19 protein-coding genes are annotated in these 21068 nt (G+C 56.3%); 16 read left to right on the top strand and 3 right to left on the bottom strand.

From position 1 onward, the window contains the following. Window positions 1–81 precede the first annotated feature (81 nt). Window positions 82–711 carry a DUF1007 family protein gene (locus tag AL479_RS02760; RefSeq protein WP_061074974.1) on the top strand — a complete coding sequence of 210 codons (630 nt, stop codon included), beginning with the start codon at window positions 82–84 and terminating at the stop codon, window positions 709–711. Next, window positions 702–1682 carry a nickel/cobalt transporter gene (locus AL479_RS02755; RefSeq protein ID WP_061074973.1) on the top strand — a complete coding sequence of 327 codons (981 nt, stop codon included), beginning with the start codon at window positions 702–704 and terminating at the stop codon, window positions 1680–1682. Before AL479_RS02760 ends, AL479_RS02755 begins: the two co-directional genes overlap by 10 nt. 91 nt (window positions 1683–1773) lie before the next feature. Here the strand turns inward: AL479_RS02755 and suhB are convergent, their stop codons facing one another. Further along, window positions 1774–2577 (bottom strand): inositol-1-monophosphatase, encoded by an 804-nt coding sequence (gene suhB / locus AL479_RS02750; protein WP_042999816.1) that lies wholly within the window; start codon window positions 2575–2577, stop codon window positions 1774–1776. A 118-nt stretch (window positions 2578–2695) separates the two neighbouring features. Here suhB and trmJ point away from each other — a divergent pair, with 118 nt between their 5' ends. The 11 genes from trmJ (at window position 2696) to sseB (ending at window position 11597) form a co-directional block, all read left to right on the top strand. Next, entirely contained in the window at window positions 2696–3427 is a 732-nt protein-coding gene (trmJ, locus tag AL479_RS02745) for a tRNA (cytosine(32)/uridine(32)-2'-O)-methyltransferase TrmJ (protein ID WP_061074972.1), read from the top strand. A gap of 241 nt (window positions 3428–3668) precedes the next feature. Further along, window positions 3669–4160 carry a Fe-S cluster assembly transcriptional regulator IscR gene (gene iscR, locus AL479_RS02740; RefSeq protein WP_042317591.1) on the top strand — a complete coding sequence of 164 codons (492 nt, stop codon included), beginning with the start codon at window positions 3669–3671 and terminating at the stop codon, window positions 4158–4160. 239 nt (window positions 4161–4399) lie between these two features. Beyond that, window positions 4400–5614, top strand: a complete 1215-nt coding sequence (gene iscS / locus AL479_RS02735; protein ID WP_042999818.1) for a cysteine desulfurase — start codon at window positions 4400–4402, stop codon at window positions 5612–5614. A gap of 25 nt (window positions 5615–5639) precedes the next feature. Next, window positions 5640–6026: a Fe-S cluster assembly scaffold IscU gene (gene iscU / locus AL479_RS02730; RefSeq protein WP_002913991.1), complete on the top strand. Its 387-nt coding sequence runs from the start codon at window positions 5640–5642 to the stop codon at window positions 6024–6026. A gap of 19 nt (window positions 6027–6045) precedes the next feature. Continuing rightward, entirely contained in the window at window positions 6046–6369 is a 324-nt protein-coding gene (gene iscA / locus AL479_RS02725) for an iron-sulfur cluster assembly protein IscA (protein WP_003037681.1), read from the top strand. 76 nt (window positions 6370–6445) lie between these two features. After that, the gene (gene hscB / locus AL479_RS02720) at window positions 6446–6961 is read left to right on the top strand and encodes a co-chaperone HscB (protein ID WP_061074971.1); all 516 of its coding nucleotides are present in this window, start codon (window positions 6446–6448) and stop codon (window positions 6959–6961) included. Window positions 6962–6976: 15 nt separating this feature from the next. Next, window positions 6977–8827 carry a Fe-S protein assembly chaperone HscA gene (hscA, locus tag AL479_RS02715; RefSeq protein WP_061074970.1) on the top strand — a complete coding sequence of 617 codons (1851 nt, stop codon included), beginning with the start codon at window positions 6977–6979 and terminating at the stop codon, window positions 8825–8827. A gap of 1 nt (window position 8828) precedes the next feature. After that, a complete protein-coding gene (gene fdx / locus AL479_RS02710) occupies window positions 8829–9164 on the top strand; it encodes an ISC system 2Fe-2S type ferredoxin (RefSeq protein ID WP_042317595.1) in 336 nt (111 codons plus the stop codon). A gap of 11 nt (window positions 9165–9175) precedes the next feature. Then, window positions 9176–9376: a Fe-S cluster assembly protein IscX gene (iscX, locus tag AL479_RS02705; protein WP_045446157.1), complete on the top strand. Its 201-nt coding sequence runs from the start codon at window positions 9176–9178 to the stop codon at window positions 9374–9376. Between the two features lie 53 nt (window positions 9377–9429). Beyond that, window positions 9430–10713, top strand: coding sequence for an aminopeptidase PepB (gene pepB / locus AL479_RS02700; RefSeq protein WP_044253083.1), 1284 nt, complete (start codon window positions 9430–9432; stop codon window positions 10711–10713). A 107-nt stretch (window positions 10714–10820) separates the two neighbouring features. Further along, entirely contained in the window at window positions 10821–11597 is a 777-nt protein-coding gene (gene sseB / locus AL479_RS02695; RefSeq protein ID WP_061074969.1) for an enhanced serine sensitivity protein SseB, read from the top strand. 36 nt (window positions 11598–11633) lie between these two features. Here the strand turns inward: sseB and timP are convergent, their stop codons facing one another. Next, complete coding sequence (gene timP, locus AL479_RS24165) at window positions 11634–11750, bottom strand: small toxic inner membrane protein TimP (protein WP_367399696.1); 117 nt, start codon at window positions 11748–11750, stop codon at window positions 11634–11636. Window positions 11751–12105: 355 nt separating this feature from the next. After that, window positions 12106–12957 carry a 3-mercaptopyruvate sulfurtransferase gene (gene sseA, locus AL479_RS02685; protein WP_061074968.1) on the bottom strand — a complete coding sequence of 284 codons (852 nt, stop codon included), beginning with the start codon at window positions 12955–12957 and terminating at the stop codon, window positions 12106–12108. 207 nt (window positions 12958–13164) lie between these two features. Here sseA and AL479_RS02680 point away from each other — a divergent pair, with 207 nt between their 5' ends. From AL479_RS02680 to ndk, 3 genes are all read left to right on the top strand, one after another. Then, the gene (locus tag AL479_RS02680; protein WP_061074967.1) at window positions 13165–18126 is read left to right on the top strand and encodes an alpha-2-macroglobulin family protein; all 4962 of its coding nucleotides are present in this window, start codon (window positions 13165–13167) and stop codon (window positions 18124–18126) included. Continuing rightward, window positions 18127–20439, top strand: coding sequence for a peptidoglycan glycosyltransferase PbpC (gene pbpC, locus AL479_RS02675; RefSeq protein ID WP_061074966.1), 2313 nt, complete (start codon window positions 18127–18129; stop codon window positions 20437–20439). Between the two features lie 135 nt (window positions 20440–20574). Then, window positions 20575–21006 carry a nucleoside-diphosphate kinase gene (gene ndk / locus AL479_RS02670; RefSeq protein ID WP_046485030.1) on the top strand — a complete coding sequence of 144 codons (432 nt, stop codon included), beginning with the start codon at window positions 20575–20577 and terminating at the stop codon, window positions 21004–21006. Window positions 21007–21068: the final 62 nt, after the last annotated feature.

Raw genomic sequence — 21068 nt, 5'->3', positions numbered from 1 at the left:
TGTTATCCTCACGGAAAATCCTGCCACGACGATCGTGACTCGCGTGGCCCGTCCTGTTTTTGTGGGGAGTTGATACCATTCATGATACGCGGCGCTTTGCTGGTATTACTCGCATTTTTGACGTTTACGGTGAGCGCACATCCTCACAGTTTTATCCGTCTGAAAACGGAAGTGGTCAGCGATAACGGGACTATCGTGGCGCTGAAGATGCGCTGGACAATGGATGAACTGACCTCTGCCGATCTGCTCTATGATGCGGGAGAGGCTAAACCGGGTTCTGAAATCTGGAAGAAGCTGGCGGCGGAAGTGATGGCGAATGTGTTGGGACAGCATTACTTTACCGAAATGTGGCACAACGGGCAGCGCGTTAAATTTAAAAACCGCCCCACGGAATACAGCATGGAGCGTGATGAGCATCAGGCCGTGCTCACCTTTGTGTTGCCGCTTGCCGAACCGCAACCATTGAGCGGGCAGCGTTACACCTTCTCGACCTTTGATCCCTCTTATTATGTCGATATGAGCTACGAAGACGATAACGATGCAACGCTATCGTCGGTGTTGCGCGAGCGCTGTAACATTGCGCTGCACACGCCCGCACCGAGCGAAGCGTCGCTTATTTTTGCCCAGTCGCTGGATAAAGAAGATGCGCCGCCGGAGGATATGGAACTGGGGAAACAATTCGCGCAGACGGTGACGATCTCATGTCAGTAATATCAACAAACCGCATTCACGCACGGCGTTGGTTATCGCTGTGGCCGTTGGCGCTGTTTTTGCTGATTGCAGCGATCGGTGGTGTCTGGCTGTGGCACGCCTGGCCGCAGGTGATGATCAAAAGTATTGTCTGGCAGCGGGAGGTCAATCAGCAGATGAGCGTATTGCTGAAGGCCGTTGCCGCCAGTCCAGCCCAGGCGGGTGGGTCGTTGCTGCTGTTTAGCTTTATCTATGGTGTGCTGCACGCGCTGGGGCCGGGACACGGAAAAGTGGTGATCACCACCTGGCTGGCAACCCATCCTTCAAAGCTGAAGTCGAGTATTGGGCTGACGCTGGCCTCTTCGTTATTGCAGGGGCTGGTGGCGATCGGGCTGGTCGTGGTGGTGCTCAGCATCCTGCAACTGCCGGCGAGACAGTTACATCTGAGTGGTTTCTGGCTGGAGAAGGGGAGCTATGCGCTGGTGGGGATTCTGGGCGTTTTGCTCTGCTGGCAGGCGCTGAAGAAACTGCATGCGCTGCTGCGCAAACCCAGGTTTATCGCCTTCACGCCACACCATGTGCACCATGAAAACTGTGGTTGCGGGCATCAGCACGTGCCGAATCCGGGCCAGCTTCACCGCGATGATGACTGGCGCGCGCGGCTAATGATTATTCTGTCGATGGGGATGCGTCCCTGTTCCGGAGCGATCATGGTCCTGCTGTTCAGCAAAGTCATTGGCGTCTTTTACTGGGGGATGGCCTCGGCACTGGCGATGGCGGCGGGAACGTCGCTGACGATTACCTCTCTGGCGCTGCTGGTGCACAGTTTTCGTACACTGGCAGTCAGGCTGAGCGGCAATCATGCGCCAGTACTGTGGCGGCAGGTAGGTTGGTCAACGCTGGCGTTAGCCGGTGGCATGATATTAGTGGTGGCAGCAGGAGTGATGTGGGTGAGTGCGGTGCCAGTGGGAAGGGGATTACGGCCGTTTTGATTTTGCCGGATGGCGCTTCACTTATCAGACCTACAGATCATTTCCCTCTGTAGGCCGGATAAGGCGTTAGCCGCCATCCGGCAGCAAACGATTAACGCTTCAGCGCGTCGCTCAGTTCGTCACGCATATTCGCCAGCATCGCTTTTACCACGCGCGGGTTGCCCGCCACGATGTTGCCGGTCGTCATGTAGTTGTGACCACCGGTAAAGTCGCAGACCAGGGCGCCAGCTTCACGGGCGATCAGTTCACCCGCGGCGAAATCCCACGGACGCAGACCAATTTCGAAATAACCGTCAACGCGCGCAGCGGCAACATAGGCCAGATCCAGCGCAGCAGAACCGGTGCGACGGAAGTCAGCGCACTCGGTAAACATTTTGCCGAGGATATTCATGTAAGAGGTGGCGTGCTGTTTGGCCTTGAACGGGAAGCCGGTTGCGATAATGGTGCCGTCCAGGTCACGCGCATTGCTGCCGCGCAGACGGTAGCCATTCAGCTGTGCGCCCTGACCGCGAGTCGCGGTGAACAGTTCATTACGCATCGGATCGTAAACCACGGCGACTTCAGTGCGGCCTTTAATACGTACGGCGATGGAAACCGCGAAGTGCGGCAGACGTTTTACGAAGTTGGTAGTGCCATCCAGTGGATCGATAACCCATTGAACATCCTGATCGGTACCTTCATGTTCACCGCTTTCTTCGGTGATGATGGTGTGCTGTGGGTAAGATTTGCGGATCGTTTCGATAATAATCGCTTCGGCGGCTTTATCGACGTTGGTCACGAAATCATTGCTGCCTTTCTGGCTGGTTTCTACTGAGTCAGGCGTTTCGTAGTGTTTGGCAATTACATTACCCGCCTTGCGCGCTGCGCGCACGGCGATGGTCAGCATCGGATGCATCGGTCTCTCTCACTGGATGTTAAAGAACGGGAAAACGGCGCAGAGTATAGCAGCGAGATCGGAATATGTCTTCGATTTATGATAATATGACCGAATAATCTTTAGCTGAAGAAAGACAATGCTGCAAAATATTCGAATCGTGCTGGTGGAAACGTCTCATACCGGCAATATGGGCTCTGTCGCCCGCGCCATGAAAACAATGGGGTTAACCAACCTGTGGCTGGTGAACCCGCTCGTGAAACCTGACTCCCAGGCCATCGCCCTGGCGGCAGGAGCCAGCGATGTGATCGGCAACGCGCAGATCGTCGATACCCTCGATGAAGCGCTGGCTGGATGCAGCCTGGTGGTCGGAACCAGCGCACGTTCGCGTACGCTGCCGTGGCCGATGCTTGACCCGCGCGAATGCGGTTTAAAAAGCGTTGCGGAAGCAGCAAATACCCCTGTGGCGCTGGTGTTTGGTCGTGAACGCGTTGGGCTGACCAACGACGAACTGCAAAAATGCCATTACCATGTCGCGATTGCGGCAAACCCGGAGTACAGTTCGCTGAACCTGGCAATGGCGGTACAGGTCATCGCGTATGAAGTACGCATGGCCTGGCTGGCGACGCAGGAAGGTGATAAGACCGCCGAATACGAAGAAGCTGAGTATCCGCTGGTGGATGATTTAGAGCGTTTTTATGGTCATCTGGAACAAACGCTGCTGTCGACCGGGTTTATTCGCGAAGGCCATCCGGGACAAGTGATGAACAAGCTGCGCCGTCTGTTTACGCGTGCGCGCCCTGAGAGTCAGGAGCTGAATATCTTGCGCGGGATTCTGGCATCTGTCGAACAGCAGAATAAAAGCAAGTAACGGTGCTAATGCCGGATGGCGCTTCGCTTATCCGGCCTGCCAATCGTGCGGCCTGTAGGCCGGATAAGCGAAGCGCCATCCGGCAAACGAATACCGCACGGAACGTCAAATACCTGACTAAATTAGTCAAGTAAATAGTTGACTGATTTAGTCGGGAATGTCAGACTTGGCCCTGCTATGCAATACCCCCATTTTACAATAAAAAACCCCGGGCAGGGGCGAGTTTGAGGCTAAGTAAGACATGAGACTGACATCTAAAGGGCGTTATGCCGTGACCGCAATGTTGGACGTTGCGCTCAACTCCGAAGCGGGCCCGGTACCGTTGGCTGATATTTCTGAACGTCAGGGAATTTCCCTTTCTTATCTGGAACAGCTGTTCTCCCGTTTGCGTAAAAATGGTCTGGTGTCCAGCGTACGTGGACCAGGCGGTGGTTATCTGCTGGGTAAAGATGCCGGCAGTATTGCAGTCGGTGAAGTGATTAGCGCTGTTGACGAGTCGGTTGATGCGACCCGTTGTCAGGGTAAAGGCGGTTGTCAGGGCGGCGATAAATGCCTGACCCACGCGCTGTGGCGCGATCTGAGCGACCGTCTGACCGGTTTCCTCAACAACATTACGTTAGGCGAACTGGTGAATAATCAGGAAGTCCTGGATGTGTCTGGTCGCCAGCACAGCCACGACGCTCCACGCACAAATCGTGCACAAGACGCGATTGACGTTAAGTTACGCGCTTAAATAGAAAATTACGCAAATCATTCTGGCTGCATTAAGGCGGCAACTGAATGAATCCTCAGGCGTTTACACCAGTAAGTGACTGAGGTGAGTGAAGGCAGCCAGCGCAGAGGCAGCCAGAAGGATTAAGCGTAAAAGTATTCAGAGTCAGGCCGGAGCGTTTGCGCTCCGTTAACACGGTCGTACATCCAGCCGGTTGCCTGACTCCTTGCATTGAAGCGATGTACGGAGTTTATAGAGCAATGAAATTACCGATTTATCTCGACTACTCCGCAACCACGCCGGTGGACCCGCGTGTTGCCGAGAAAATGATGCAGTTCCTGACGCTGGACGGAACCTTTGGTAACCCGGCCTCCCGTTCACACCGTTTCGGCTGGCAGGCTGAAGAGGCGGTAGACATCGCCCGTAATCAGATTGCCGATCTGGTGGGTGCCGATCCGCGTGAAATCGTCTTTACTTCCGGTGCGACTGAATCCGACAACCTGGCGATCAAAGGTGCAGCCAACTTTTATCAGAAAAAAGGCAAGCACATTATCACCAGCAAAACCGAGCACAAAGCGGTATTGGACACCTGCCGTCAACTGGAGCGCGAAGGCTTTGAAGTCACTTACCTGGCGCCGCAGAGCAACGGGATTATCGATCTCAAAGAGCTGGAAGCCGCGATGCGTGACGACACCATTCTGGTTTCCATCATGCACGTGAATAACGAAATCGGCGTGGTACAGGATATCGCGACTATCGGCGAAATGTGCCGTGCGCGCGGCATTATCTACCATGTTGACGCCACTCAGAGCGTGGGCAAACTGCCTATCGATCTGAGCCAGTTGAAAGTTGACCTGATGTCCTTCTCCGGTCACAAAATTTATGGCCCGAAAGGGATCGGCGCGCTGTACGTTCGTCGTAAACCACGTATTCGCATCGAAGCACAGATGCACGGCGGCGGTCACGAGCGTGGCATGCGTTCCGGTACGCTGCCTGTCCACCAGATCGTCGGCATGGGCGAAGCCTATCGCATCGCCAAAGAAGAGATGGAAACCGAGATGGCGCGTCTGCGCGGTCTGCGTAACCGTCTGTGGAACGGCGTGAAAGATATGGAAGAAGTCTACCTGAACGGTGACCTTGAGCAGGGCGCGCCAAACATCCTCAACGTGAGCTTTAACTACGTTGAAGGCGAGTCGCTGATCATGGCGCTGAAAGACCTCGCGGTCTCTTCCGGTTCTGCCTGTACCTCTGCGAGCCTCGAACCTTCCTACGTGTTGCGCGCACTGGGAATGACCGACGAGCTGGCACATAGCTCTATTCGTTTCTCTTTAGGTCGTTTTACTACCGAAGAAGAGATTGATTACACCATCGAACTGGTTCGTAAATCTATCGGCCGTCTGCGTGACCTTTCTCCGCTGTGGGAAATGCACAAGCAGGGCGTGGATCTGAATAGCATCGAATGGTCACATCATTAATCGGTACCGATAAGGAGAATTCATCATGGCTTACAGCGAAAAAGTAATCGATCATTACGAGAATCCACGTAACGTGGGCTCTTTTGACAACAGCGACGAGAACGTGGGCAGCGGCATGGTGGGTGCACCAGCCTGTGGCGACGTGATGAAGTTGCAGATCAAAGTTAACAATGAAGGTATCATTGAAGACGCGCGTTTCAAGACTTACGGCTGCGGTTCCGCTATCGCGTCCAGCTCCCTGGTTACCGAATGGGTGAAAGGCAAATCACTGGACGAAGCACAGGCGATCAAAAATACCGATATCGCCGATGAGCTTGAGTTGCCGCCAGTGAAAATTCACTGTTCTATTCTGGCAGAAGACGCGATCAAAGCCGCCATTGCGGACTACAAAAGCAAACGTGAAGCAAAATAAGAAGAGTTGAGGTTTTATTATGTCGATTACACTTAGCGACAGTGCAGCAGCGCGAGTAAATACCTTCCTGGCGAACCGCGGTAAAGGGTTTGGCCTGCGTCTGGGCGTGAGAACCTCCGGCTGCTCAGGTATGGCGTATGTACTGGAATTTGTTGATGAACCGGCGGCAGAAGACACCGTGTTTGAAGACAAAGGCGTTAAGGTCGTGGTCGACGGAAAAAGCCTGCAATTTCTGGACGGAACGCAGTTAGACTTCGTGAAAGAAGGTCTGAACGAAGGGTTTAAGTTCACGAACCCGAATGTGAAAGACGAGTGTGGTTGCGGCGAAAGCTTCCACGTGTAACGCGCGTCATCCGAAAACCCCGCCGTGGCCTTGCTACGTGTGGGGTTTGTTCTAACAGGCTACCCCTGAGAATGTTATGGACTACTTCACCCTCTTTGGCTTACCGGCCCGTTATCCGCTCGATATTCAGGCGCTGAGCCTTCGTTTTCAGGATCTGCAACGTCAGTATCACCCTGATAAATTTGCCAGCGGTACCCAGGCTGAACAGCTTGCTGCCGTCCAGCAATCCGCCACCATCAACCAGGCCTGGCAAACGCTGCGCCATCCTCTGATGCGCGCAGAATATCTGCTTTCGCTAAACGGTTTTGATCTCAGCAACGAGCAGCACACGGTGCGCGATACCGCATTCCTGATGGAACAACTGGAACTGCGTGAAGAACTTGATGAGATCGAACAGGCGAAAGACGAGGCGCGGCTGGAACCGTTTATTCAGCGCGTGAAAAAGATGTTTGATAGCCGCCATCAGCTAATGGTGGAACAACTGGATAGCGAGACGTGGGACGCTGCGGCCGATACCGTGCGTAAACTGCGTTTTCTCGATAAACTGCGAAGCAGTGCAGAACAACTCGAAGAAAAACTGCTCGATTTTTAATATTCGGAAGCAATTATGGCCTTATTACAAATTAGTGAGCCTGGTCTGAGCGCAGCGCCACACCAGCGTCGTCTGGCTGTGGGCATCGATCTCGGGACCACCAACTCTCTGGTCGCAACCGTGCGTAGCGGTCAGGCGGAAACGCTGGCCGATCACGACGGTCGTCATCTGCTGCCGTCCGTCGTTCACTATCAGCCGCAGGGCCACACGGTCGGCTATGATGCGCGTGCTAATGCCGCGCTGGATACCGCCAATACCATCAGTTCGGTGAAACGCATGATGGGGCGTTCACTGGCGGATATTCAGACTCGCTACCCGCATCTGCCGTACCGCTTCCAGGCAAGTGAAAATGGCTTGCCGATGATTGAAACGGCGGCGGGCTTGCTGAATCCGGTTCGTGTTTCAGCCGATATCCTGAAAGCACTGGCGGCGCGAGCCTCTGAGTCGCTCTCCGGCGATTTGGATGGTGTGGTGATTACCGTACCGGCGTACTTTGACGATGCACAGCGTCAGGGGACCAAAGATGCCGCACGCCTGGCGGGCCTCCATGTGCTGCGCCTGCTCAATGAACCGACCGCTGCGGCGATTGCCTACGGTCTGGATTCCGGCAAAGAGGGCGTCATTGCGGTGTATGACCTCGGCGGCGGAACGTTTGATATTTCTATTCTGCGCCTGAGTCGCGGAGTGTTCGAAGTGTTGGCGACCGGCGGGGATTCCGCGCTTGGCGGAGATGACTTCGACCACCTGCTGGCGGATTACATCCGTGAACAGGCGGGAATTGCCGATCGCAGCGATAATCGCGTACAGCGCGAGCTGCTGGATGCCGCCATCGCGGCGAAAATCGCGCTCAGCGATGCCGAGTCAGTCACGATTAACGTGGCGGGCTGGCAGGGTGAGATTACCCGCGAACAGTTTAATGAACTCATTTCCGCGCTGGTTAAGCGTACGCTACTGGCCTGTCGTCGCGCACTGAAAGATGCCGGCGTTGAGGCGCAGGAGGTGCTGGAAGTGGTGATGGTTGGCGGTTCCACGCGCGTACCGCTGGTGCGTGAACGTGTGGGCGAATTCTTCGGTCGCCCACCGCTGACGTCAATCGACCCGGATAAAGTGGTCGCGATTGGCGCGGCAATCCAGGCGGATATCCTTGTCGGCAATAAACCGGACAGTGAAATGCTGCTGCTCGACGTGATTCCGCTGTCGCTGGGACTGGAAACGATGGGCGGCCTGGTGGAGAAGGTGATTCCGCGTAACACCACGATTCCGGTGGCGCGCGCGCAGGACTTTACCACCTTCAAAGACGGCCAGACCGCGATGTCTATCCACGTCATGCAGGGCGAACGTGAACTGGTGCAGGACTGCCGTTCGCTGGCGCGCTTTGCCCTGCGCGGTATTCCGGCGCTCCCGGCAGGCGGCGCGCATATTCGCGTTACCTTCCAGGTGGATGCTGACGGTCTGCTGAGCGTCACTGCGATGGAGAAATCCACCGGTGTTGAGGCTTCTATTCAGGTGAAACCGTCCTACGGTCTGACCGACAGCGAAATTGCCTCAATGATTCAGGATTCGATGAGCTTTGCCGAGCAGGACGTGAAAGCGCGCATGCTGGCAGAGCAGAAAGTCGAAGCGGCGCGCGTGCTGGAGAGTTTAACCGGCGCGCTGACCGCTGATGCCGCGCTGCTAAGCGCCGCAGAACGTCAATTGATCGACGATGCCGCCGCGCACCTGAGCGAGGTGGCGCTGGGCGATGATGTTGACGCTATCGAACAAGCCATTAAAAACGTAGACAAACAAACCCAGGAATTCGCCGCTCGCCGCATGGACCAGTCGGTCCGTAGCGCGCTGAAAGGCCATTCCGTGGACGAGGTTTAATATGCCAAAGATTGTTATTCTGCCTCATCAGGATCTCTGTCCGGATGGTGCAGTTCTGGAAGCTGAGACCGGTGAAACCATTCTTGACGTTGCGCTGCGCAACGGTATCGAGATTGAACACGCCTGCGAAAAATCCTGCGCCTGTACGACTTGCCACTGCATCGTGCGTGAAGGCTTTGACTCCCTGCCGGAAAGCACGGAAGAAGAAGACGACATGCTGGATAAAGCCTGGGGACTGGAGCCGGAGAGCCGTTTAAGCTGTCAGGCTCGCGTCACCGGGGATGATTTAGTGGTCGAAATCCCACGTTACACAATCAATCATGCTCGTGAGCATTAACAGAGGGTAGTATGGGACTGAAGTGGACCGATAGCCGCGAAATCGGTGAAGCGCTGTACGATGCGTTCCCCGATCTCGATCCAAAGACCGTTCGTTTCACCGATCTTCATCAGTGGATCTGCGATCTTGAGGAATTTGATGACGACCCTGGCGCATCCAATGAAAAAATTCTGGAGGCGATTCTGCTAGTCTGGTTAGATGAAGCAGAGTAAGTCACATAACGGGCTGCCATGAGGCGGCCCGTTTGCTAATAAGGATAAATAACATGACAGAAGCCATGAAAATTACGCTTTCCACACAACCCGCTGACGCACGCTGGGGTGAAAAAGCGACATACAGTATCAATAACGATGGTATTGCCCTGCACCTCAATGGGAAAGATGACCTGGGCCTTATTCAGCGCGCCGCACGTAAAATTGACGGCCTTGGCATCAAGCATGTTCAACTGGCAGGCGAGGGCTGGAATGCAGACCGCTGCTGGTCATTCTGGCAGGGTTACAAAGGGCCGAAAGGCAGCCGAAAAGTGGAATGGCCAGAGCTGGACGACGTACAGCGCCAGGAGCTGGATAACCGTCTGACCATCATTGACTGGGTGCGTGACACCATTAACGCACCGGCGGAAGAGTTGGGTCCAGAGCAACTGGCGCAGCGCGCCGTTGACCTGCTGTGCAGCGTGGCGTGCGATCACGTCTCTTACCGCATTACCAAAGGCGAAGATCTGCGTGAGCAGAACTACATGGGGCTGCATACCGTGGGTCGCGGCTCTGAACGTCCGCCGGTCCTGCTGGCGCTCGACTATAACCCGACAGGAGATAAAGAAGCCCCGGTTTTTGCTTGCCTGGTCGGGAAAGGGATCACCTTTGATTCCGGCGGCTACAGCATCAAGCAGAGCGCCTTTATGGACTCCATGAAATCCGACATGGGGGGGGCTGCAACGGTGACCGGCGCGCTGGCATTTGCGATCACGCGCGGTCTGAACAAACGCGTGAAGCTGTACCTGTGCTGTGCGGATAACCTGATCAGCGGTAACGCGTTCAAGCTGGGCGATATCATCCACTATCGCAACGGTAAAAACGTCGAAGTGATGAATACCGATGCCGAAGGGCGTCTGGTACTGGCGGACGGTTTGATTGACGCCAGCGCGCAGAAACCGGAACTGATCATTGATGCCGCGACGCTGACCGGTGCCGCGAAAACCGCGCTGGGTAACGACTACCATGCGCTGTTCAGCTTCGATGACCAACTGGCGAACCGTCTGCTGGCAAGCGCAGCCGAAGAGAACGAGGCGTTCTGGCGTCTGCCGCTGGCGGAATTCCACCGCAACCAGTTGCCGTCTAATTTTGCCGAGTTGAACAATACCGGCAGCGCGGCGTATCCGGCAGGGGCGAGCACAGCCGCAGGATTCCTGTCGCACTTTGTGGAAAACTACCAGCAGGGCTGGCTGCATATCGATTGCTCGGCAACTTATCGCAAAGCGCCGGTTGAGCAGTGGTCTGCCGGGGCGACCGGTCTGGGCGTGCGTACAATCGCGAATCTACTGACTGCCTGAACGGTGTTTTTGTAGGCCGGGTAAGCGAAGCGCCACCCGGCATTTTGCCTGATGGCGATGCAGTGCGTCTTATCGGGCCTACAGTCCATATATAATTTGTGATCCCTATGTCCGAAACAAAAAACGAATTAGAAACCCTGCTGGAGCAGGCGGCGACTGAACCCGCACACCGTCCGGCATTTTTCCGCACCCTGCTGGAATCCACCGTCTGGGTACCTGGCACCGCGGCAGAAGGCGAAGCGATTGTCGAAGACAGCGCGCTCGATCTTCAGCACTGGGAAAAAGAAGATGGCACTACCGTTATCCCTTTTTTCACTTCACTGGAAGCGTTGCAGCAGGCCGTCGAAGATGAGCAGGCGTTTGTGGTGATGCCGGTCCGGACGCTGTTTGAAATGACGCTCGGCGAAACGCTGTTTCTCAACGCCAAATTGCCGACCGGTAAAGAGTTCATGCCGCGCGAAATCAGCCTGCTGATGGGGGAAGAGGGCAATCCGCTGAGTACGCAGGAAGTGCTGGAAGGTGGGGAATCGCTGATCCTCTCCGAAGTGGCCGAACCACCAGCACAGATGATCGATTCGCTCACGACGCTGTTTAAGACCATCAAGCCGGTGAAGCGTGCGTTTCTCTGCTCAATTAAAGAGCGCGCGGACGCCGAGGCCAATCTGCTGATTGGTATTGAGGCCGATGGGGATATTGAGGAGATTATTCATGCAGCTGGCAGCGTGGCAACCGATACGCTACCGGGCGATGAACCGATCGATATCTGTCAGGTGAAAAAAGGTGAGAAAGGGATTAGCCACTTTATCACCGAACACATCGCGCCGTTCTACGAACGCCGCTGGGGTGGGTTCCTGCGTGATTTCAAACAGAACCGGATTATTTAAGTGAAGGAAAGCCGCCCCGAAAGGCGGCATCCTCGCTTACCTGCCCTGATCGTTGGTTTTTACGAGACCAGAATTACCGGGGTAACTCTGGTCTGCGTGAAGGCACAACACACCAGAAACAAGAAGCACGATACAGACGTACCGTATCTTCATTGTGCGGTCCATGCGAAGACCGCTTCACGACAGCACCACTGGCGATAATGCCGTGACAGCAAGCACTACGACGTGCCTGCGCTAACGGCCATGGGACATCCATTTCTAAAGTCAGTGCCCGCTTGCGAGGCGGCGAAAAGGGCCGGGAAGAATAATACATCAACTTCATAATAGTTTTCTGGCTAACTAACTTGACATTATCTTTCTTAAAAGAGAGTATTACCCCACTACGACGTGCCTGCGTTGCTATGGCAACACAGCCAGCTGGAAAGGCCGCGAACCGGACCAGCATAAAAAAACCGCTCAAGCGTTTGAGCGGTTTTTTTGTGGGCGAAACAGACTAAGAAATCAGAATTTATTTAGCGTCAGCCGGTTCTACCGGTAAATCGGCACGCGATCCCCATTCACTCCACGCGCCGTCGTACAACGTGACATCTGGCACATCCAGCGTCGCAAGCGCCAGCACGACGACGGCTGCCGTCACGCCAGAACCACAGCTGGCGATGATCGGACGATCAAAACTGACCCCGTGGCGAAAGAAGATGGCATCCAGTTCGTCGGTTGTTTTTAATTCGCCTTCCTGAACCAGTTCTGTCCACGGCACGTTTAAGGCGCCGGGTACATGACCACGTCTGAGACCTGGACGCGGCTCGTCGACTTCAGCATTAAAACGTGCAGCCGGGCGGGCATCGACAATCTGTGCGCTTTTCTCATGGCTGGCGAGCAGGACGTCGGTGACGCGCACGACGGCTTCAGGGGTAAATGCCGCATCAAACTCGCCTTCCGGCAGTTCGACGTTACCTTCCTGTAGCGGCAATTCATCACGTTGCCAGCCCGCCAGTCCACCTCCCAGAATAGACACGTTCTCCACGCCAAAGGTGCGCAGCATCCACCACGCGCGCGGGGCGGAAAACAGATTTCCCTCGTCATACACGATCAGATGTTTATCCTGATGCACCCCCAGTTCACGCATCGCCACGGCGAAGCTTTCCGGGCGCGGCATCATATGTGGCAGAGGTGAAGTGTGGTCGGAGAGCGCTTCAATATCGAAAAACACCGCACCCGGGATATGCCCCGAGCGATACTCTTGCGCAACGTCGCGGTCTTCCTGTCCTGGCGGTGCCATACGGGCGTCGATAATTTGAATCTGCGGATCGTCAATATGCTCGGCAAGCCAGTCGGCGGCGACAAAAAAGGCGGTAGTCATGGGGATCTCCATGTTTATCAGGTGTCCGGTAAATTGTCAGGCCTTTGCCGACAGGGGACAAGTAAAAGAGACTGATTTGTCCGGTGATCCCACATTTCTTAATTAAATTCGGACAAGATGGGGGGGATAGAGACTTACACAAAGTGAAATCTCACGCATAATAACGGTTCTACGTTGCTAACGGGCCGTGCTGGCCAGGGATGAAAAATGAAACACATACGCGTAGTTGCCTGCATGCTCATGCTGGCGCTGGCTGGGTGCGACAACAACGATAAAGCCCTTACGGTGGGGAAAAAAGACGCCCCTGCGACACAATCTGCCTCCGTTGCACAGCCCGAGGCGGAAAAGAAAGCGGAAAAAGATACCGCAAAGCTGCAGAAACTGGCCCAACAAAGCGAAGGTAAAGCGCTGACGCTGCTGGATACCTCAGAGGTGCAGCTGGACGGCGCATCCACGCTGGTGTTGACCTTTTCCATCCCGTTAGATCCTGAACAGGATTTTGCCCGTATCGTCCACGTGGTGGATAAAAAAAGCGGCAAAGTCGATGGCGCATGGGAACTGTCGCCGAATCTGAAAGAGCTGCGTCTACGCCACCTGGAACCTAATCGTGACCTGCTGGTGACCATTGAGCGCGATCTCAGGGCGCTGAACAAAGCGATCTTCGAAATTAACTATGAGAAAAGCCTCACCACGCGTGATATCCAGCCTAGCGTAGGCTTTGCCAGCCGCGGTTCACTGCTGCCGGGGAAAGTGGTGGAAGGGCTGCCAGTGATGGCGCTCAACGTGAACAACGTAGACGTTAACTTCTTCCGCGTGAAACCCGAATCGCTGGCGGCCTTTGTCAGTCAGTGGGAGTATCGGAATTCAATGTCCAACTGGGAGTCCGACAATCTGCTGAAAATGGCGGATTTGGTCTACACCGGTCGCTTCGATCTCAATCCTGCGCGTAACACCCGCGAAAAACTCCTTCTGCCGCTGAGCGAGATTAAGCCGCTGCAGCAGGCGGGGGTCTACGTTGCGGTGATGACCAAAGCCGGGCAGTACGAGTACAGCAACGCCGCAACGTTGTTCACGCTCAGCGACATCGGCGTCTCGGTCCACCGCTATCAGAACCGACTCGATGTGTTTACGCAAAGTCTGGAGAATGGCGCCGCGCAGCAGGGGGTAGATGTCGCTTTGCTGGATGAAAAAGGACAGACCCTGGCGAAAGCGACCAGCGATGCGAAAGGCCATGTACAGCTTGAAAACCACCAGAATGCCGCGCTGTTGCTGGCGCGTAAAGAGGGGCAAACCACGCTGCTGGATCTGAAACTCCCGGCGCTGGATCTAGCGGAGTTTGATATCGCGGGGGATCCCGGCTACAGCAAACAGTTCTTTATGTTTGGCCCGCGCGATCTCTATCGTCCCGGCGAGACGGTGATCCTCAACGGTCTACTGCGTGACAGCGACGGTAAGACGCTGCCCGATCAGCCAGTGAAGCTGGAAGTGGTTAAGCCGGACGGCCAGGTGATTCGTACTGTCGTCAGTCAACCGGATAACGGGCTGTATCGCTTTACTTATTCGCTGGACAGCGGCGCGCCGACCGGAATGTGGCACATTCGCGCCAACACGGGCGATAACCAAAGTCGGATGTGGGATTTCCACGTTGAAGATTTCATGCCGGAGCGAATGGCGCTGAATCTCACCAGCCAAAAAACGCCTTTGGCGCCGTCTGACGAGGTGAAATTCTCGGTGGTTGGCTACTACCTCTACGGTGCCCCGGCGAATGGCAATGCCTTGCAGGGACAGCTGTATCTGCGCCCGCTGCGTGATGCTGTACCGTCATTGCCAGGCTTCCAGTTTGGCAATATTGCCGAGGAAAACCTGTCGCGCAGTCTCGATGAAGTCCAACTGACGCTGGATGAAACCGGACGTGGCGACATCAGCACCAACAGCGCATGGCGTGAAACCCACTCACCGTTGAAGGTCATTTTGCAGGCCAGTCTGCTGGAGTCCGGTGGTCGTCCAGTAACGCGTCGCGCTGAGCAGGCGATCTGGCCGGCCGACACATTACCGGGTATCCGTCCGCAATTTGCGGTGAAAGCGGTGTATGACTACCGCACCGATACCACGGTGAATCAGCCGATTGTCGATGAAGACAGCAACGCCGCTTTTGACATTGTCTATGTCGATGCCCAGGGAGAGAAGAAAGCGGTCTCCGGGTTACAGGTGCGTTTGATTCGTGAGCGTCGCGACTACTACTGGGACTGGCTGGAAAGCGAAGGCTGGCAGTCGCGCTTTGATCAAAAAGATCTGGTGGAAGGTGAGCAGACGCTGGATCTGAAAGCCGATGAAACCGGCAAAGTGACATTCCCGGTCGAATGGGGTGCCTACCGACTGGAAGTGAAAGCGCCAAACGATGCGATCAGCAGCATCCGTTTCTGGGCGGGCTACAGCTGGCAGGATAACAGTGATGGCAGCGGGGCGGCGCGGCCGGATCGCGTTACGTTGAAGCTGGATAAACCAGCCTATCGTCCGGGCGACACCATGAAGCTGCATATTGCGGCGCCGGCGGCGGGGAAAGGCTATGCGATGGTGGAATCCAGTGAAGGTCCGCTGTGGTGGCAGGAAATTGATGTCCCGGCGCAAGGGCTGGATCTCTCCATTCCGGTCGATAAGTCGTGGAATCGCCACGATCTATACCTGAGCACGCTGGTGGTGCGTCCGGGGGATAAATCCCGTTCTGCAACGCCGAAACGTGCCGTAGGGTTGCTGCATCTACCGCTGGGGGATGAAAACCGACGTCTGGATTTGGCGCTGGAAAGCCCGGCCAAAATGCGTCCGAACCAGCCGTTGACCGTGAAGATCAAGGCCAGCAGTAAAAATGGCGGGACGCCAAAACAGGTCAACGTCCTGGTGTCGGCGGTGGACAGCGGTGTGTTGAACATTACCGATTACGTTACGCCGGATCCGTGGCAGGCCTTCTTCGGGCAAAAACGCTACGGCGCGGATATTTATGACATTTATGGCCAGGTGATTGAGGGCCAGGGGCGTCTGGCAGCACTGCGCTTTGGTGGTGATGGCGACGAACTGAAGCGTGGCGGTAAACCGCCGGTCAACCATGTAAACATCGTGGCGCAGCAGGCGCAACCGGTCACGCTGAATGAGCAGGGTGAGGGCAGTGTGACGCTGCCGATTGGCGATTTTAATGGTGAACTGCGCGTGATGGCGCAGGCGTGGACGGCGGATGACTTTGGCAGCAATGAAAGCAAAACTATCGTCGCCGCCCCGGTCATTGCTGAGCTGAATATGCCGCGCTTTATGGCCGGTGGCGATACCTCGCGACTGGTGCTGGACGTGACCAACCTTACCGATCGACCACAGTCACTGAACGTGACGCTGACCGCCAGCGGACTGATCGAACTGGTCAGCGACCAGCCTGCGCAGGTCAATCTGGAGCCGGGCGTGCGTACGACCTTGTTTGTTCCTGTTCGTGCGAAAGAAGGATTTGGTGATGGTGAACTGTATGCGACGTTAAGCGGATTGAACGTGCCGGGAGAAGACATCGGACCGCAGCAAAAGCAGTGGAAGATTGGCGTCCGTCCGGCATTCCCGGCGCAAACGGTCAACAACGGCGTGATGCTGCAACCGGGTGAAAGCTGGACCCTTCCCGAGGAAGGGTTGACGAATTTCTCTCCGGTGACGGTACAGGGCCAACTACTGTTCAGTGGTAAACCGCCGTTAAACCTGGCGCGCTACATTCGCGAGCTGAAGGCGTATCCTTACGGCTGTCTGGAGCAGACCACCAGCGGCCTGTTCCCGTCGCTTTATACCAGTGCCGCGCAGCTACAAGCGCTGGGCATCGCGGGCGATACCGACGAGAAGCGTCGTGCGGCAATTGAAACCGGGATTGCCCGCCTGTTGCAAATGCAGCGTGATAACGGTGGTTTTGCGCTGTGGGACAAAAATGGTCCAGAAGAGTACTGGCTGACCGCCTATGCGATGGATTTCCTGGTCCGGGCGGGTGAGCAGGGCTATAGCGTTCCAGCGGCGGGGATCAATCAGGGCAACGCGCGCCTGCTGCGATATCTGCAGGATCCGGGAATGATGTCGATTCGCTACACCAGCAACACACAGGCAAGCAAATTTGCCGTGCAGGCTTATGCCGCGCTGGTCCTGGCGCGGCAGCAAAAAGCCCCGCTTGGCGCGTTACGTGAGATCTGGGAACGGCGCAGTCAGGCGGCGTCCGGCTTACCGCTGCTGCAATTAGGCATGGCGTTGAAAGCGATGGGCGACGCGAAACGAAGTGACGATGCGGTTGCACTGGCGCTCTCCACCCCGCGTCACGATGAACGTCAGTGGCTGGCCGATTACGGTAGTCCGCTTCGCGATAACGCCCTGATGCTGGCGCTGCTGGAAGAGAATAACCTGAAGCCGGACGTCCAGAACTCGCTGCTGAACACGCTCTCTGAACAAGCGTTTGGTCAGCGCTGGCTGTCAACGCAGGAGAATAATGCGCTGTTCCTGGCAGCCCGTTCGCTGCAGGATCTACCCGGTACCTGGCAGGCGCAGACTTCTCTCGCGGAGCAACCGCTGACGGGAGAGAAAGCGCAAACCCGTAACCTGGATGCCGATCAGCTTGCGGCGTTGCAGGTGACGAATAACGGTGCTCAACCGATGTGGTTGCGTCTGGACGTGAGCGGCTATCCGCAATCGGCTCCGGCACCCGCCAGCAATGTGCTGCAGATTGAGCGTCATATTCTGGGCAGTGACGGGCAGAGCAAATCGCTGGATTCCCTGCGTAGTGGTGAACTTGTTCTGGTCTGGCTGGAAGTGAAAGCCAGTCAGGACGTGCCGGATGCGTTGGTGGTGGATCTGCTGCCAGCCGGGCTGGAACTGGAAAACCAGAATCTGGCCAACGGTAGCGCCAGCTTGCAGGACAGCGGCAGCGAGGTGCAAAACCTGCTCAATCAGATGCAACAGGCAGATATTCAGCACGTTGAGTTTCGGGATGACCGCTTTGTTGCCGCCGTGGCGGTGAATCGTGGACAGCCGGTGACGCTGGTCTATCTGGCGCGTGCGGTGACGCCTGGAACCTATCAGGTGCCGATGCCTATGGTGGAATCGATGTATGTTCCACAATGGCGGGCAACCGGTGCGGCCGAAGGCATTCTGATTGTTAAGCCGTAAATGGGGCGATTAGTCGGTAAACGCGGCGGTTGGCTTTGGCTGGTCGCCGCGTCTGTTTTACTCGTCTGCGCCGTCTGGGTGGCAGACAAAATCTGGCCGTTGCCTTTACGCGAGGTCAATCCGGCGCGGGTGGTTGTGGCGCATGACGGAACGCCGCTGTGGCGGTTTGCCGACGCGGATGGGATCTGGCGTTATCCGGTGACGCTCGAAGAAGTTTCCCCGCGCTATCTTGAGGCGCTCATCAACTATGAAGATCGCTGGTTCTGGCAACACCCTGGAGTCAATCCTCTCTCTATACTTCGCGCCGCCTGGCAGGATCTCTCCTCCGGGCGGGTGATTTCCGGCGGCAGCACGCTGACCATGCAGGTGGCGCGATTACTGGATCCGCACCCCCGTACGTTCGGCGGTAAGTTTCGCCAGCTCTGGCGCGCTCTGCAGCTCGAATGGCATCTCTCAAAACGCGACATTCTGACGCTGTACCTCAATCGTGCGCCGTTTGGCGGCACGTTGCAGGGGATTGGCGCGGCCAGTTGGGCCTATCTCGGAAAACCTCCGTCACAGCTCAGCTACTCTGAAGCCGCGTTACTGGCGGTATTACCGCAGGCGCCGAGTCGACTGCGCCCTGATCGCTGGCCGGATCGGGCAGAAGCTGCGCGCAACAAAGTGCTTGAGCGGATGGCAATGCAGGGGATTTGGTCACCGCGCCAGGTGGAGGAATCACGTGAAGAGCCGGTCTGGCTGACGCCCCGCCAGATGCCGCAACTCGCACCGCTGTTCTCGCGGATGATGCTGGGTAAAAATCAAGGCGACAAAATTGTTACCACTCTGGATGCCGGGCTGCAACGACAGCTGGAAGAGCTGGCGCAAAACTGGAAGGGCAGGCTGCCAGCGCGCAGTTCGCTGGCGATGATCGTCGTCGATCACACCGACATGAGCGTGCGTGGCTGGGTCGGATCGGTCGATCTGAATGATGACACGCGTTTCGGCCATGTGGATATGGTCAAGGCGATTCGATCACCCGGCTCAGTGCTCAAGCCTTTTGTCTATGGACTGGCGCTGGATGATGGATTAATCCACCCGGCGTCTTTATTGCAGGATGTACCACGCCGTAGCGGGGACTATCGTCCGGGGAATTTTGACAGCGGCTTTCATGGCCCTGTCAGTATGAGCGAAGCGCTGGTGCGCTCGCTGAATTTACCTGCGGTACAGGTGCTGGAGGCCTACGGTACGAAGCGCTTTGCCGCACAATTACGTAATAGTGGACTACCGCTGTACTTGCCTGCGGGCGCGACTCCTAATCTGTCGCTTATTTTGGGGGGCGCAGGCGCGCGGCTTGAGGATATGGTCGCGGGGTACAGCGCTTTTGCTCGCCACGGCAAAGCGGGAAAACTGCGTTTGCAACCGGGCGATCCACTTGCTGAACGCAGGCTGATGTCGCCCGGCGCGGCGTGGATTATCCGACGTATTTTGGCCGATGAAGCGCAGCCATTGCCGGATAGCGCGCTTCCCCGGGTGGCCCCGCTGGCGTGGAAAACGGGCACCAGCTATGGTTATCGCGATGCGTGGGCGATTGGCCTTAATGCCCGCTATGTCATCGGTATCTGGACCGGCAGACCGGACGGCACGCCCGTTGCCGGACAGTTCGGTTATGCCAGTGCGATCCCGCTGCTCAATCAGGTAAACAACCTGCTCTTAGCCCGTGGCGCTTCGCTGCCGGAAGATCCGCGCCCGCAGTCGGTCACCCGTGGCGTGGTGTGCTGGCCAGGCGGGCAATCTCTTCCCCCTGGTGACAGCAATTGTCGGCGTCGTCTGGCCACCTGGCTGCTGGAAGACGTGCAGCCGCCCACGCTGTTGCTGCCGGAACAGGAAGGGGTGAGCGGTATTCGTTTCCCGATCTGGCTGGATAAGGCGGGCCGACGCGTTGCCGCTGATTGTCCGCAGGCGCAAGAACAAATGCTGATTGTCTGGCCGTTGCCGCTTGAACCGTGGTTGCCCGCTTCAGAGCGTCGCAGCGCACGCTTGCCGTTATCCTCAGCGGCGTGTCCGCCGCACGGACAGGATCCCGCATTGCCACTGTTGCTGTCAGGCGTGCGTGATGGCGCAATCGTCAAACGTTTACCGGGGGCCACAGAGGCGAGCGTGACGCTTCAGAGCAGCGGCGGCGCAGGCGTGCGCTGGTGGTTCCTCAACGGTGAACCGCTGCAAGAACGTGAGCGCAGTATCACGCTACGTCTGCGCGAAAAAGGTGACTATCAGCTACTGGCGATGGATGAGAGCGGGCAGGTTGCGACGGTGAGGTTTACGTTGCAGTAGACCAGATTGACACTTTTTGTTGCTAATGCTCATCTTATTTTAAAAAAATGTTACCTTCATCCATATGCAATAGCCGGGATGCTCTTTATAATCCGCGCCAGGTAAAACACAACAGAACATCTTTCAGAGGTAATCATGGCTATTGAACGTACTTTTTCCATCATCAAGCCAAACGCGGTGGCAAAAAACGTTATTGGTAATATCTTTGCGCGCTTTGAAGCAGCAGGGTTCAAAATTGTCGGCACCAAAATGCTGCATCTGAGCGTTGAGCAGGCGCGCGGCTTTTACGCTGAGCACGACGGCAAGCCGTTCTTCGACGGGCTGGTTGAGTTCATGACCTCTGGTCCTATCGTGGTGTCCGTGCTGGAAAGCGAAAATGCGGTTCAGCGTCACCGCGATCTGCTGGGTGCAACCAACCCGGCTAACGCCCTGGCGGGTACGCTGCGCGCTGACTACGCCGACAGCTTCACTGAAAACGGGACTCACGGTTCTGATTCCGTGGAATCCGCTCAGCGCGAAATCGCCTATTTCTTCGGTGAAGGCGAAGTGTGCGCTCGCACACGTTGATCCCGTTGGGAATAATTTTTCGGTAAATGCCGCGTGCAAACGTGGCATCCTTGCGCCAGACT

This window comes from Citrobacter amalonaticus, assembly GCF_001559075.2.
GTDB lineage: Bacteria > Pseudomonadota > Gammaproteobacteria > Enterobacterales > Enterobacteriaceae > Citrobacter_A > Citrobacter_A amalonaticus_F.
Note: the sequence above shows the minus strand (reverse complement) of the source record. Positions and strands in the feature narration are given on the sequence as shown.

Excerpts from the sequence above, each read along its gene's own strand:
- AL479_RS02760 (WP_061074974.1), top strand. The coding sequence starts at position 82 with ATGATACGCGGCGCTTTGCTGGTATTACTCGCATTTTTGACGTTTACG.
- AL479_RS02755 (WP_061074973.1), top strand. The coding sequence starts at position 702 with ATGTCAGTAATATCAACAAACCGCATTCACGCACGGCGTTGGTTATCG.
- suhB (WP_042999816.1), bottom strand. The coding sequence starts at position 2,577 with ATGCATCCGATGCTGACCATCGCCGTGCGCGCAGCGCGCAAGGCGGGT.
- trmJ (WP_061074972.1), top strand. The coding sequence starts at position 2,696 with ATGCTGCAAAATATTCGAATCGTGCTGGTGGAAACGTCTCATACCGGC.
- iscR (WP_042317591.1), top strand. The coding sequence starts at position 3,669 with ATGAGACTGACATCTAAAGGGCGTTATGCCGTGACCGCAATGTTGGAC.
- iscS (WP_042999818.1), top strand. The coding sequence starts at position 4,400 with ATGAAATTACCGATTTATCTCGACTACTCCGCAACCACGCCGGTGGAC.
- iscU (WP_002913991.1), top strand. The coding sequence starts at position 5,640 with ATGGCTTACAGCGAAAAAGTAATCGATCATTACGAGAATCCACGTAAC.
- iscA (WP_003037681.1), top strand. The coding sequence starts at position 6,046 with ATGTCGATTACACTTAGCGACAGTGCAGCAGCGCGAGTAAATACCTTC.
- hscB (WP_061074971.1), top strand. The coding sequence starts at position 6,446 with ATGGACTACTTCACCCTCTTTGGCTTACCGGCCCGTTATCCGCTCGAT.
- hscA (WP_061074970.1), top strand. The coding sequence starts at position 6,977 with ATGGCCTTATTACAAATTAGTGAGCCTGGTCTGAGCGCAGCGCCACAC.
- fdx (WP_042317595.1), top strand. The coding sequence starts at position 8,829 with ATGCCAAAGATTGTTATTCTGCCTCATCAGGATCTCTGTCCGGATGGT.
- iscX (WP_045446157.1), top strand. The coding sequence starts at position 9,176 with ATGGGACTGAAGTGGACCGATAGCCGCGAAATCGGTGAAGCGCTGTAC.
- pepB (WP_044253083.1), top strand. The coding sequence starts at position 9,430 with ATGACAGAAGCCATGAAAATTACGCTTTCCACACAACCCGCTGACGCA.
- sseB (WP_061074969.1), top strand. The coding sequence starts at position 10,821 with ATGTCCGAAACAAAAAACGAATTAGAAACCCTGCTGGAGCAGGCGGCG.
- timP (WP_367399696.1), bottom strand. The coding sequence starts at position 11,750 with ATGAAGATACGGTACGTCTGTATCGTGCTTCTTGTTTCTGGTGTGTTG.
- sseA (WP_061074968.1), bottom strand. The coding sequence starts at position 12,957 with ATGACTACCGCCTTTTTTGTCGCCGCCGACTGGCTTGCCGAGCATATT.
- AL479_RS02680 (WP_061074967.1), top strand. The coding sequence starts at position 13,165 with ATGAAACACATACGCGTAGTTGCCTGCATGCTCATGCTGGCGCTGGCT.
- pbpC (WP_061074966.1), top strand. The coding sequence starts at position 18,127 with ATGGGGCGATTAGTCGGTAAACGCGGCGGTTGGCTTTGGCTGGTCGCC.
- ndk (WP_046485030.1), top strand. The coding sequence starts at position 20,575 with ATGGCTATTGAACGTACTTTTTCCATCATCAAGCCAAACGCGGTGGCA.